Here is a 13,196-nt window from a genome sequence, read left to right on the forward strand (position 1 = left end):
GGGGATCGGGGGAGTGAGGGAGATCGGGGGAGTGAGGGAGGACCAGGACAGTGAGCGGACCGAGCGGAGCAGGGCGAGCGAGGGGAGTGGGTCACTGAAGGGCTTCGACGCCCGTTGTCACTCTCCGAAGTGATGATGTTGTCCACATCGAATTGGTTGTCCACAGATTTCGGTCTTCCTCTGGCTTTTCGTCCCGCCGCACTTCACTCTGGGTAATGGACAGCGGAGTTCGGGCAGACGTGTGAAAGTGCGTCGGACAAGACAGGGGCAGCGCATGGACGCGGTGCGGCTCATCGGCGCGAGCAGGCGTGCCCTGGCGGAGAGCCACGACACGGTCGGCATCATGACGGAGGCATGGCAGGCCCAGTCGCTCGCGCAGGCCATCGGCAGTCGTCTGGCCGTGTCCGGACCGCCCGAACTGCGCGGTGAGGCACTGGGATTGATGGAGCTGGCGGGACGCGGCTGCGGCGTCCTCGACGCTCCGGCGGGCGGTACCGAGGCACTGCGCGCCGCGCGGCTGACGGGCCTCGGCGACGCGCGGAAGACCCTGCTCGGCCTCGGCGGACTCCTCGGCGAGGTCGGCATGGCCCTCGTCGGCATCGCCGCCGCGGCGGACGACGAGGGGACGTACTGGCAGTGCATGGAGGCGATCGACGCCGCCGACGAATCCAGGGACAGGGTCCTGGAGTTGCTGCGCAAGCTCGCCGCACGGGAGGCGCGGGCGCGCTCGGCTCTGCCGGCGGGCGAACAGGACCGGTTCGTCCCGCGCTTACGCCAGGTCGAGGAGACACCGGGGACCGGGGGGACGGGAGGGACCGGGCGCATACGGAAGGCCGAGGAGATACGGAAGGCCGAGGGAGCACGGGGGATCGAGGGGGCACGGGAGACCGGGGAGGCGTCGGCGGGCGGCGCGGCACCGAAGGTCCGGGGGATACCGCAGACCAAGGGGGCGCCGCAGGCCAGGGGAGTGCCGGAGGCGGTGGACCTTCCGGAGAGGCGGCGGGACGAGGAGCGCCGGGACGCGAGCTGAGCGGCGCCGGGACGCGAGTCGGGCGTCGCGTTCCAGGCCGGTCGGTCGCCGTGCCCGTCACGGTCGATCGCGGCCGCCGGTGCCGCCGCGGCCGGTGCCGTCGCGGTCGTCGCCGGTCCGAGGCGGGCGTCCCTTCTCCGGAGCGGGCACTAGTCGGCCGTCCGGTCCGGTTCCGGTTCCGCTTCCGGGGCTGTGGCCGGCTGGCTGCGGAGGTCGGCGTCGAGCCGGGTGAGGTCCGCGTCGAGTGCCGCCATCAGCTCCTCCATCTGCTCCAGCAGACTTTTCGGCTGCGCAGAGGGTGCGGCTTCCTGGGTCATCGGGCCTCCTCGGCCTGTGCCCTCCCCGGAGGGGAGAAGCGGGGACGCGCCGGGCGACGGCCGGCGCGGGCGCCGGACGGTCCGGCCCCGCCCGAGCCAACGATCACTCTTCCGGTCGGTCACCGGGATGGGCTCGCCCAGCCGTGCGGAGGACGTGTTTTCACCCGACGGAGGGGCGGAGGGCCGAACGGCCGGGGGCGTCGGCGGTCACCGGGATTTCACCCGGCCGGGGCCGGGACACCGGAGGACCGCCGAGGGCGGCCGGCGCACGGGAGTGCAGGATGGGGGTATGGATCTTCGCATCTTCACCGAGCCCCAGCAGGGGGCGACCTACGACACCCTCCTCACCGTGGCCAAGGCCACCGAGGACCTCGGCTTCGACGCTTTCTTCCGTTCCGACCACTACCTGAAGATGGGTTCCGTGGACGGGCTGCCGGGCCCCACCGACGCCTGGATCACGCTCGCCGGCCTCGCCCGTGAGACCAAGCGCATCCGGCTGGGCACGCTGATGACCGCCGGCACGTTCCGGCTGCCCGGTGTGCTCGCCATCCAGGTCGCGCAGGTCGACCAGATGTCGGGCGGGCGCGTCGAACTGGGCCTGGGCGCCGGCTGGTTCGAGGAGGAGCACAAGGCGTACGGCATCCCCTTCCCGAAGGAGAAGTTCGCGCGCCTGGAGGAGCAGCTCGCGATCGTCACCGGCCTCTGGGCGACCGAGGTGGGGCAGACCTTCACCTACGAGGGCACGCACTACCAGCTCACCGACTCGCCCGCACTCCCCAAGCCCGCGCAGGCGAAGGTGCCCGTGCTCATCGGCGGCCACGGGGCGACCCGTACGCCGCGTCTCGCGGCCCAGTACGCCGACGAGTTCAACATCCCGTTCGCGTCGATCGAGGACAGCGAGCGACAGTTCGCGCGGGTGCGGGCCGCCGCCGAGGAGGCGGGCCGCAAGGGCGACGACCTGGTGTACTCCAACGCGCTCGTGGCCTGTGTCGGCAAGGACGACGCCGAGGTGGCCCGCCGGGCCGCCGTGATCGGCCGCGAGGTCGAGGAGCTGAAGGCCAACGGCCTGGCCGGTTCGCCCGCCGAGGTCGTCGACAAGATCGGCCGGTACGCCGAGATCGGCTGCCGGCGCGTCTACTTCCAGATCCTCGACCTCGACGACCTGGACCACCTGGAGCTGATCTCCTCCCAGGTGCAGTCGCAGCTCACCTGAGCCGCCGGACACCGAGTCCGGAACCGTGCCGGCGCCGGACCCGGGACCGTTCCGGCGTCGCAGCCGGAATCGCCCCGGCGCCTCGGCGTTGTGCCCGGAAGTCCCCCGGCGTCGCGGCCAGGACCACCCGGTGTCGCGGCCTGGACCGCGTCCCCGGCCGCACGGCCGTTGCCGCGCCCCGTCGCACGCGGGCCGGCCGTGCGGCCCGCGGCCGGGGCGCGGTACCGGGCGGCCGTGTCGGACCGGGCCCGCGCCGCCGTTCCGTTGCCGGTAAAACCGCTGGTGGCGGGGTGGTGGACGCGGCCATACTCGGACGCGTGTTCCTGACGATCAGTACCACCGGTACACCTGAGCGCCCCGCCACCGATCTCGGCTTCCTGCTGCACAAGCACCCCGATCGGGCGCAGGCGTTCTCCACGTCGCACGGCACGGCGCACGTCTTCTACCCCGAGGCGGGCGCCGAGCGCTGCACGGCGGCGCTGCTGCTGGAGGTCGACACGGTGGCACTGGTCCGGCGCGGCAAGGGCAGGGGCCGCGGCGGCGCCCCCGACGCGGCGCTCGCGCAGTACGTCAACGACCGGCCGTACGCCGCCTCCTCGCTCCTCGCGGTCGCGCTGAGCAACGTCTTCTCCAGCGCGATGAAGGGGCAGTGCGCGGCCAGGCCGGAGCGTGCGGAGCAGCCGCTGCCGCTGCGGATCGAGGTGCCCGCGCTGCCCGCGCGCGGCGGCCCCGAGCTGGTCCGCCGGCTCTTCGAGCCGCTGGGCTGGACGGCGGACGTCCAGGAGGTCGCGCTGGACGCGGAGTTCCCCGAGTGGGGCGCGTCCCGGTACGTGGGCCTGGTGCTGGAGGGGGAGCGGCGGCTCGCCGAGGCGCTGCGCCACCTGTACGTGCTGCTGCCGGTGCTCGACGACGCCAAGCACTACTGGGTCTCCTCCGACGAGGTCGACAAGCTGCTGCGGGCCGGTGACGGCTGGCTGCCCGGGCACCCCGAGCAGAAGCTGATCACCAGCCGCTATCTGTCCCGCCGCTGGTCGCTGACCCGGCGGGCCATGGAGCGCCTGGAGCTCGTACGGCTCGCCGAGGCCGACGACAGCACGGTCGAGGAGATCGACAACGCCGTGGACGAGCGGACGGACACCGAGGAGAGCCCGGTGCCGCTCGCGGTGCGGCGGCGGGAGGCGATCGTCGCGGCGCTGCGCGAGGCGGGCGCGGGCCGGGTGCTCGACCTCGGCTGCGGTCAGGGCCAGTTGGTGCAGGAGCTGCTGAAGGACCGGCGGTTCACCGAGGTCGTCGGTGTCGACGTGTCGATGCGCGCGCTCACCGTCGCCGCGCGCCGGCTGCGCCTGGAGCGCATGGGCGAGCGGCAGTCGAGCCGTGTCCGGCTGTTCCAGGGGTCGCTCGCCTACACCGACAGCCGGCTCAAGGGGTACGACGCCGCCGTGCTCAGCGAGGTCGTGGAGCACCTCGACCCGCCGCGGCTGCCCGCGCTCGAGTACGCGGTCTTCGGCTCGGCGCGTCCCCGCACCGTGCTCGTGACCACGCCGAACGTCGAGTACAACGTCCGCTGGGAGTCGCTGCCCGCCGGGCACGTCCGGCACGGCGACCACCGCTTCGAGTGGACGCGGGAGGAGTTCCGCGCCTGGGCGGCGGCGGTGGCCGGACGGCACGGGTACGGCGTGCGGTTCGTCCCCGTCGGTCCCGACGACCCCGAGGTCGGCCCGCCGACCCAGATGGCCGTCTTCACCCTGGACGCCGCCCCCGGCCCCACCGCCCCGGGCCCGGACACCCCCGACCCGGACCCGAACACCCCGCACCCGGACGCCCCGGCCGCGAAGGAGGAGAAGGCCGCATGACCGACGAGACCGGTACCGCCGCGCGTGACGGCGCCGCGCATGACGTCCCCGCCGAGAATGCGGCCACGCATGACGTCCCCGCCGAGGACGCGGCCGCGCACGATACCTCCGCCGAGGACGCGCACGTCACCCCCGCCGAGGGCGCGGCCGCGAACGGGACGGCAGCGCAGGACGCGGCCGCCGGGCGCGTCCTGCCCGTCACCGACCTGTCCCTCGTGGTGCTGATCGGGGCGTCCGGTTCGGGCAAGTCCACCTTCGCGCGCCGTCACTTCAAGCCCACCGAGGTGATCTCCAGCGACTTCTGCCGCGGGCTCGTCGCCGACGACGAGAACGACCAGAGCGCCAGCGGGGACGCCTTCGACGTCCTGCACTACATCGCGGGCAAGCGGCTCGCGGCCGGCCGGCGCACCGTCGTCGACGCCACGAGCGTGCAGCAGGACAGCCGCCGGCAGCTGATCGAACTGGCGAGGAAGCACGACGTGCTGCCCATCGCCATCGTGCTGGACGTGCCCGAGGAGGTGTGCGCGCGGCGCAACGCGGCCCGCGCCGACCGGGCCGGCATGCCGCGCCGCGTCATCCAGCGCCACACCCGCGAACTGCGCCGCTCCCTGCGTCACCTGGAGCGCGAGGGCTTCCGCAAGGTGCACGTCCTCAGGGGCGTGGCGGAGGTGGAGAACGCGCGGACCAGCACCGAGAAGCGGTTCAACGACCTCAGGCACCTCACCGGCCCGTTCGACATCGTCGGCGACGTCCACGGCTGCTCCGCCGAGCTGGAGGCGCTGCTCGGCAGGCTCGGCTACGTCGACGGCGTGCACCCCGAGGGGCGTACGGCCGTGTTCGTCGGCGACCTTGTCGACCGCGGCCCGGACTCGCCGGGCGTGCTGCGCCGGGTGATGTCGATGGTGGAGGCGGGCACCGCGCTGTGCGTGCCGGGCAACCACGAGAACAAGTACGGCCGCCACCTCAAGGGCCGCAGGGTCCAGCTCACGCACGGCCTCGCCGAGACGGTCGCGCAGATGGAGGGGGAGAGCGAGGAGTTCCGGCAGCGGGTGCGGACGTTCATCGACGGGCTCGTCAGCCACTACGTGCTGGACGGCGGGCGGCTCGTCGTCTGCCACGCCGGACTGCCCGAGAAGTACCACGGCCGCACGTCGGGTCGGGTGCGCTCGCACGCGCTGTACGGCGAGACCACCGGGGAGACGGACGAGTTCGGGCTGCCGGTGCGCTACCCGTGGGCGGAGGACTACCGGGGCCGGGCCGCGGTCGTCTACGGCCACACGCCGGTCTTGCAGGCCACCTGGCTGAACAACACCATCTGCCTGGACACCGGCGCCGTCTTCGGCGGGAAGCTCACCGCGCTGCGCTGGCCGGAGCGCGAGCTGGTCGACGTACCGGCCGAGCGGGTCTGGTACGAGCCGGTCAGGCCGCTGCGCACCGAGGCGCCCGGCGGGCACGACGGCCGGCCGCTGGATCTGGCGGACGTGCACGGCCGCCGGACCGTGGAGACCCGCCACGCGGGCCGGGTGGCGGTCCGCGAGGAGAACGCGGCCGCGGCCCTGGAGGTGATGAGCCGCTTCGCCGTCGACCCGCGGCTGATGCCGTACCTGCCGCCGACGATGGCGCCGACGCCGACCTCGCGCGTCGAGGGGTACCTGGAGCACCCGGCCGAGGCGTTCGCCCAGTACGCCGAGGACGGGGTCGAACGGGTCGTGTGCGAGGAGAAGCACATGGGCTCGCGGGCCGTGGCGCTGGTGTGCCGGGACGCGGCGGCGGCACGGGACAGGTTCGGCGTGGACGGCCCGACCGGCTCGCTCTACACCCGCACCGGCCGGCCCTTCTTCGACGACGCGGCCGTCACCGAGGAGGTCCTCGGGCGGGTGCGGGACGCCGCCGGCGCGGCCGGGCTCTGGGAGGAGCTGGCCACGGACTGGCTGCTGCTCGACGCCGAGCTGATGCCGTGGTCGCTGAAGGCGTCCGGACTGCTGCGCACGCAGTACGCGGCGGTGGGCGCCGCGGCCGGGGCGGTCCTCCCGGGCGCGCTGGCCGCGCTCGACGCCGCGGCGGCCCGGGGCGTCGACGTGGACGGCCTGCTGTCCCGGCAGCGGGGGCGGGCCGCCGACGCGGCGGCGTTCACGGACGCCTACCGGCGCTACTGCTGGCCGACGGACGGGCTGGAGGGCGTGCGCCTCGCGCCCTTCCAGATCCTCGCCGCCCAGGGCCGCAGCCTCGCCGCGCTGCCGCACGACGAGCAGCTCGCGCTGATCGACCGCATGGTCGAGCACGACGGCTCGGGACTGCTGCAGACCACGCGGCGGCTGTTCGTGGAGACGGGCGATCCCGAGTCCGTACGGGCCGGGACCGACTGGTGGCTGGAGATGACCGGGCGCGGCGGCGAGGGCATGGTCGTCAAGCCGGCCGGGGCCGTGGTGCGCGGGCCGCAGGGACGGCTCGTGCAGCCGGGCGTCAAGTGCCGCGGACGCGAGTACCTGCGGATCGTCTACGGCCCGGAGTACACCCGCCCGGAGAACCTGGAGCGGCTGCGCCACCGCTTCCTGAACCACAAGCGGTCGCTCGCGGTCCGGGAGTACGCGCTGGGCCTGGAGGCCCTGGACCGCCTGGCGGACGGCGAGCCGCTGTGGCGGGTGCACGAGGCGGTGTTCGGGGTCCTGGCACTGGAGTCGGAGCCGGTGGACCCGCGCCTGTGAGAGCGGGTCCGCGACGCGGAGTCCCGGGGAAGACCCCGGGACTCCGCCCCTGCTCCGCCCCCGTTCCGTCCCTGCTCCGCCCCTCGGCCGCTCCTGCCGCCCTCTCCTGCGGGTCCCGTCTCCCCCGCGGTGGACGGGTCCCCCCCGGCGCGGCGGACGGAACCGCGCCGACCCACCGCCGTGCCTCGGCTCCGCCCTTCGCGGTGGACGGGTCCCGCCCCGGCGTGGCGGACGCAGCCGCCCCGGCTCTCCGCCGGCCCTCGGGTCCACCCCTCGTGGCGCGGCGGTCTCGTCCCTGCACCACGGCTGACCGGCCCCTTCCGCTGTGACGGACCCCTCCCGTCCCGCCCGGCGATCGGTGGGTGAACCACCGTTCCTGCGGTCAGGATGAAAGGCATGGGATTCCACGTCGACTCCGAGACCGGGCGGCTGCGCCGCGTCATCCTGCACCGGCCGGACATCGAGCTCAAGAGGCTCACCCCCAGCAACAAGGACGCCCTGCTCTTCGACGACGTGCTGTGGGTGCGCCGGGCACGCGCGGAGCACGACGGGTTCGCGGACGTGCTGCGCGACCGCGGCGTCGTCGTGCACCTCTTCGGCGACCTGCTCACCGAGACCCTGGAGATCCCCGAGGCCAGGACGCTGGTCCTGGACCGGGTCTTCGACGAGAAGGAGTACGGCCCGCTCGCCACCGACCACCTCCGGGCGGCCTTCGAGCCGCTGCCGGCCGGGGAGCTGGCGGAGCTGCTGGTCGGGGGCATCACCAAGCGGGAGTTCCTGGACGCCCACCCGGAGCCGACGTCCGTGCGCTTCCACGTCATGGAACTGGACGACTTCCTGCTGGGCCCGCTGCCCAACCACCTCTTCACCCGGGACACCTCCGCCTGGATCTACGACGGCGTCTCCATCAACGCCATGCGCTGGCCGGCGCGGCAGCGCGAGACCGTGCACTTCGAGGCGATCTACCGGCACCACCCGCTGTTCCGGGACGAGTCCTTCCGCCTGTGGTCGGAGGGGCTGGCCGACTACCCGTCCACCATCGAGGGCGGGGACGTGCTGGTCATCGGCAACGGCGCCGTGCTCATCGGGATGAGCGAGCGCACCACCCCGCAGGCCGTGGAGATGCTCGCCCACAAGCTCTTCGCGGCCGGCTCGGCGCGCACCATCGTGGCGCTCGACATGCCGAAGCGGCGGGCGTTCATGCACCTGGACACCGTGATGACCATGGTCGACGGCGACACCTTCACGCAGTACGCGGGCCTCGGCATGCTCCGCTCGTACACCATCGAGCCGGGCGTCGGCGAGAAGGAGCTCAAGGTCACCGACCACCCGCCGGAGCACATGCACCGCGCGATCGCCGCGGCCCTCGGCCTCAACGAGATCCGCGTGCTGACCGCCACCCAGGACGTGCACGCCGCCGAGCGCGAGCAGTGGGACGACGGCTGCAACGTGCTCGCCGTCGAGCCGGGCGTCGTCATCGCCTACGAGCGCAACGCCACGACCAACACCCATCTGCGCAAGCGCGGCATCGAGGTGATCGAGATCCCGGGCAGCGAGCTCGGCCGGGGCCGGGGCGGCCCGCGCTGCATGAGCTGCCCGGTCGAGCGGGGCCCCGCGTGACGGCCTCCGTATAAAAATGTTTACCGTCGTATAGAATTTCAGAGTCCTGTCCGCCGCATCAGCTGGAGCGCCCCTCATGGCGACTGTCCCCCACGCCCTCGCCGGGCGCCACTTCCTCAAGGAGCTGGACTTCACCGAGGACGAGTTCCGCGGTCTGGTCGAGCTGGCCGCCGAGCTCAAGGCGGCCAAGAAGGGCGGGACGGAAGAGCAGTACCTGCGCGGCCGCAACATCGCGCTGATCTTCGAGAAGACCTCGACGCGCACGCGCTGCGCGTTCGAGGTGGCGGCGGCCGACCAGGGCGCCTCGACGACCTACCTCGACCCGTCCGGCTCGCAGATCGGTCACAAGGAGTCCGTGAAGGACACCGCCCGCGTGCTCGGCCGGATGTTCGACGCGATCGAGTACCGCGGGGACAGCCAGGCGGGCGTGGAGGAGCTGGCCGCGTACGCGGGCGTGCCCGTCTACAACGGCCTCACCGACGACTGGCACCCCACCCAGATGCTCGCCGACGTGCTCACCATGACCGAGCACAGCGACAAGCCGCTCGGCGGGATCTCCTTCGCCTACCTCGGCGACGCCCGCTTCAACATGGGCAACTCCTACCTGGTCACCGGCGCGCTGCTGGGCATGGACGTGCGCATCGTGGCGCCGAGGGCGTACTGGCCGGCCGAGGCGGTCGTCGAGCGGGCCCGCGCGCTGGCCGAGAGGAGCGGGGCCCGCGTCACGCTGACGGAGGACGTCGCCGAGGGCGTCGCGGGCGCCGACTTCGTCGCCACCGACGTCTGGGTCTCCATGGGCGAGCCCAAGGAGGTCTGGGACGAGCGCATCGCCGCGCTGGGCCCGTACGCCGTCACGATGGACGTGCTGCGCGCCACCGGCAACCCGGACGTGAAGTTCCTGCACTGCCTGCCCGCCTTCCACGACCTGGGCACCGAGGTCGGCCGCGAGATCCACGAGCGGCACGGCCTGGAGTCCCTGGAGGTCACCGACGAGGTCTTCGAGTCGGCGCACTCGGTGGTCTTCGACGAGGCCGAGAACCGTCTGCACACGATCAAGGCGGTCCTGGTCGCGACCCTGGCCTGACCGGCCCCGGGCCCCGGCCCGTCCCGGTGCGCGGCGATCTGCCGCACACTGGGGACCGGGCCCCCCGTACGCGACCCGCACGCGCACAGGACCACCCCGTACGACCGCCCGGTCCGGAACCACCCCTCTCCGGACCCGGCCCGCGGCCCACCCGGCCGCGACCGCACCACCAGAAACGAGAACCCCCCATGTCCGGCCTCCGGATCAAGTCCCCCCGCCTGCTCGTCGCCGAATCCGGCGCGGATCTCGAAGGCCACGGGCTCAGGCGCACCCTGGGCCTGTTCCAGCTCGTCTGCTTCGGCGTCGGCGCGATCGTCGGCACCGGCATCTTCGTCGGCCTGTCCGACTCCGTCGGCCACGCGGGACCGGCCGTCGTCGTCTCCTTCGTGCTCGCCGCGATCACCTGCGTGCTGACCGCCTTCGCCTTCGCGGAGCTGGGCGGCGCCATCCCCGTCTCCGGCTCCTCGTACTCCTTCGCCTACGCGAGCCTCGGCGAGCGCGCGGCCTTCCTCGTCGGCTGGTGCCTGCTCCTGGAGTACGGCGTGTCGATGTCGGCCGTCGCGGTCGGCTGGAGCCAGTACCTCAACGAGCTGCTCGGCAGCGTCCTCGGGCACGAGCTGCCCGCCGCGCTCAGCGCCGCGCCCGGCGAGGGCGGCGTGATCAACCTGCCCGCCGTCGTCGTCATCCTGCTCGCCGCGCTGCTGCTGGTGCGCGGCGTGCGGGAGAGCGCGCGGGCGACCGCGGCCATGGCCGTCCTCAAGATCGCGATCCTGCTGCTGTTCTGCGCCATCGGCTTCAGCGCCTTCGAGGACGGCAACCTCACCCCCTTCTCGCCCGCCGGCCTCGGCGGCATCGGCGCGGGCACCACCGCCGCCTTCTTCTCGTACATCGGCTTCGACGCGATCACCACCGCGGGCGAGGAGGCCAGGAACCCGCGCCGGGACATCCCCGTCGCCATCCTCATCTGCATCGGCCTGGTCACCCTGCTGTACTGCGCCGTGGCCCTCGCCGCGATCGGCGCCATCGGCGGCGACGAGGTCGGCGGCCGCCCCGCCGCGCTGTCCTACGTGGTGAACCAGGTCACCGGCTCCTCCGCCGGCGGCGCGGTCATCGCCTTCGGCGCGGTCGTCGCCATCGTCTCGGTGGTCGTCGCGGTGATGTACGGCCAGACCCGCATCCTGATGTCGATGTCGCGCGACGGCCTCGTCCCGCGGGTCTTCGAGCGGGTCTCCCCGAAGACGGCGACCCCGGTCTCGAACACCCTGATCGTCGCGGCCGTCTTCGCCGTCCCCGCGGCCTTCTCCTCGCTGGACGCCGTGGTCGACCTGACCACCATCGGCACGCTGGCCACCATGGCCGTCGTCAACGTCGCGGTGATCGCCCTGCGCCGCCGCGACCCCGGCCTGCCCCGCACCTTCCGCGTCCCGCTCTACCCGGCCGTCCCGCTGCTCGGCATCGCCTTCTGCCTCTACCTGATGTACGAGACGGGTCCGGCGGCCTGGCTCCAGTTCGGGGTGTTCCTGCTGGTGGGCTGGCTGGTCTACGAGGTCTACGGACGCCGGAACTCGCGGTTCGCGGCGACGGCGGACACGCGCGGCCCGAAGGGCGGTCCCGCCGGGGGCGACGCCGGTCCGGACGCCGGGGCCGTTCCGGACGCCGGGGCCGGGGAGGCGGCTACGCGTACCGCGGAGGCAGAGCGGCGAGCCTGAACCAGACCGCCTTGCCGGACGCGGTGGGGCGGTGGCCGCAGGAGGAGCTGAGGGCGCGGATCAGCAGCAGGCCGCGTCCGTGCTCCTGCCAGGGGTCGACCGGCTCCGGGGACTCGGGGACCGTGAGGTCGGCGGGCGGCTCGGGGTCCGGGTCGTGCACCTCGACCCGGCAGCCGGTCGGCAGCAGCTCCACGACCAGTTCTATCGGACCGTCGGCCGCGGTGTGCTCCACCGCGTTGGCGACCAGCTCCGCCGTGAGCAGCTCCGCGGTGTCGCAGTCGGCCGAGTGCTCCAGCTCCGCCAGGGCCGAACGCACCAGGGCGCGGGCGACCGGCACGGCCGCGGAGGTGTGCGGCAGCGCGACGCGCCAGGAGGCGGGGGCGGAGGGAGGCTCGTGCAAGGTCGGTCCGTTCATCAGCAGGTGATCCTGCTTTCAATTAAGAAATGGTACGGCGTCGTCCGGTAGAGGCGTTCGGCGGGCGCCGCCCGGGACGTCGGTCCTGGTGGGAGGCGGCTTACCCGGGGAACGGCGCGACTCGCCCGGAGTGTGCCCGTCGTTACGGTCCCGTCGGGAACCGGTGACTCCGTCACGGCGCGGCCCCCGCTCCATGACACGTCCGTGACGGTGGCCACAGGTGGCTGATGGGTTCGTCTGCCGGTGCCGGTGCCGGTGCCGGTGCCGGTGTCGGCGTCGTCGCCTCCGCCGCGCACGACGACGGCCTGCTCTGTCGGCATATCGACAGAGCAGGCCGTCGCGGAGGCGCATCCGAGGCAGGGGGCGCCGGAAGGGCGGGCGGTCGCCGCCGGTTCTCAGGCCGCCGGGCCGGGACCGCCGAGGTCGGCCATGCCCGCCGTGAGCGTCGCCCCGTCCGCCGGGTCGATCAGCAGGAACGCGCCCGTGCTCCGCGAGAGCGCGTAGTCGTCGAGCGCCAGCGGCTCGGCGGTGCGCAGGGTGATCCGGCCGAGGTCGTTCACGGTCAGCTCGGCTGCTCCCGTCAGGTCGTCCACGATCTCCTTCACGGTCCGGGTCGTGTGCCGGACGAGCACCCGGTCGCCGACCCGCAGCGGGCGGTCGGCCAGGTGGCAGACGTTCGCGCGCACCTGACGCGTCAGCGTCGGCGCCTCCGTGCCCGCGGTGATCATGTCGCCGCGCGCCACGTCGCGCTGGTCCGCCAGGCGCAGCGTCAGCGACTGCGGCGCGTACGCCGTCTCCACCGCCTCGCCCAGGACGTCGATGGCGGTGATCGTCGAGGTCTCGCCGGACGGGTGCACCGTCACCCGGTCGCCGGTCCGCAGCGAGCCGGAGACCAGCCGGCCGGCGTAGTACCGCCGCTCGTCGTGGCGGATCACGTACTGGACGGGGAGACGGGCGGGCTCGGCGGCCGTCGTGCCGCCGACCGGGACGGTCTCCAGGTGCTCCAGGAGCGTCGGGCCCTCGTACCACTCCGTGCGTGCGGAGCGCTCCACCACGTTGTCGCCGGTGAGGGCGGGCACCGGGACGGGGATGAAGCCGGGCAGGCCCAGCTCGGCGGCGTGGCCCGCGAAGTCCTCGGCGATCCGCTCGAACTCCTTCTCCTCGTCGCGGCGGCCGCCGCCGAAGACCGCGTCGAACCTCTCGTGCTGGATGGTCTCGGTCAGGGGCAGGGTCTGCAGCGGGTTGCGGGT

At 73.4% G+C, this 13,196-nt stretch carries 9 protein-coding genes and 1 pseudogene; 7 read left to right on the plus strand and 3 right to left on the minus strand.

Features of this window, described 5'->3' with window-relative positions:
* Nucleotides 1-274: 274 nt before the first annotated feature.
* Nucleotides 275-745: pseudogene (locus tag IE271_RS13190) on the plus strand (DUF6099 family protein); the annotation flags it as partial.
* A 434-nt stretch (nucleotides 746-1,179) separates the two neighbouring features.
* Here IE271_RS13190 and IE271_RS13195 read toward each other — a convergent pair.
* On the minus strand, nucleotides 1,180-1,347 hold the full coding sequence (locus IE271_RS13195; RefSeq protein WP_190190450.1) for a hypothetical protein: 168 nt from the start codon (nucleotides 1,345-1,347) through the stop codon (nucleotides 1,180-1,182).
* A 289-nt stretch (nucleotides 1,348-1,636) separates the two neighbouring features.
* Here IE271_RS13195 and IE271_RS13200 point away from each other — a divergent pair, with 289 nt between their 5' ends.
* From IE271_RS13200 to IE271_RS13225, 6 genes are all read left to right on the plus strand, one after another.
* A complete protein-coding gene (locus IE271_RS13200; RefSeq protein ID WP_190190451.1) occupies nucleotides 1,637-2,560 on the plus strand; it encodes an LLM class F420-dependent oxidoreductase in 924 nt (307 codons plus the stop codon).
* 317 nt (nucleotides 2,561-2,877) lie between these two features.
* Nucleotides 2,878-4,413: a 3' terminal RNA ribose 2'-O-methyltransferase Hen1 gene (locus tag IE271_RS13205; protein WP_190190452.1), complete on the plus strand. Its 1,536-nt coding sequence runs from the start codon at nucleotides 2,878-2,880 to the stop codon at nucleotides 4,411-4,413.
* On the plus strand, nucleotides 4,410-7,118 hold the full coding sequence (locus IE271_RS13210) for a polynucleotide kinase-phosphatase (RefSeq protein ID WP_229919302.1): 2,709 nt from the start codon (nucleotides 4,410-4,412) through the stop codon (nucleotides 7,116-7,118). Before IE271_RS13205 ends, IE271_RS13210 begins: the two co-directional genes overlap by 4 nt.
* Nucleotides 7,119-7,514: 396 nt before the next feature.
* Nucleotides 7,515-8,738 (plus strand): arginine deiminase, encoded by a 1,224-nt coding sequence (locus tag IE271_RS13215; protein ID WP_190190453.1) that lies wholly within the window; start codon nucleotides 7,515-7,517, stop codon nucleotides 8,736-8,738.
* 76 nt (nucleotides 8,739-8,814) lie between these two features.
* The gene (gene argF, locus IE271_RS13220) at nucleotides 8,815-9,822 is read left to right on the plus strand and encodes an ornithine carbamoyltransferase (protein ID WP_190190454.1); all 1,008 of its coding nucleotides are present in this window, start codon (nucleotides 8,815-8,817) and stop codon (nucleotides 9,820-9,822) included.
* Between the two features lie 188 nt (nucleotides 9,823-10,010).
* On the plus strand, nucleotides 10,011-11,531 hold the full coding sequence (locus tag IE271_RS13225) for an amino acid permease (protein ID WP_190190455.1): 1,521 nt from the start codon (nucleotides 10,011-10,013) through the stop codon (nucleotides 11,529-11,531).
* Here the strand turns inward: IE271_RS13225 and IE271_RS13230 are convergent.
* Nucleotides 11,497-11,946 carry an ATP-binding protein gene (locus IE271_RS13230; protein WP_190190456.1) on the minus strand — a complete coding sequence of 150 codons (450 nt, stop codon included), beginning with the start codon at nucleotides 11,944-11,946 and terminating at the stop codon, nucleotides 11,497-11,499. The genes IE271_RS13225 and IE271_RS13230 overlap by 35 nt on opposite strands.
* A gap of 395 nt (nucleotides 11,947-12,341) precedes the next feature.
* On the minus strand, nucleotides 12,342-13,196 hold an 855-nt coding region (locus IE271_RS13235), incomplete at its 5' end, for an elongation factor 1-alpha C-terminal domain-related protein (RefSeq protein ID WP_444546143.1).

This window comes from Streptomyces minutiscleroticus (assembly GCF_014650875.1).
In the GTDB taxonomy this organism is placed as follows: domain Bacteria; phylum Actinomycetota; class Actinomycetes; order Streptomycetales; family Streptomycetaceae; genus Streptomyces; species Streptomyces minutiscleroticus.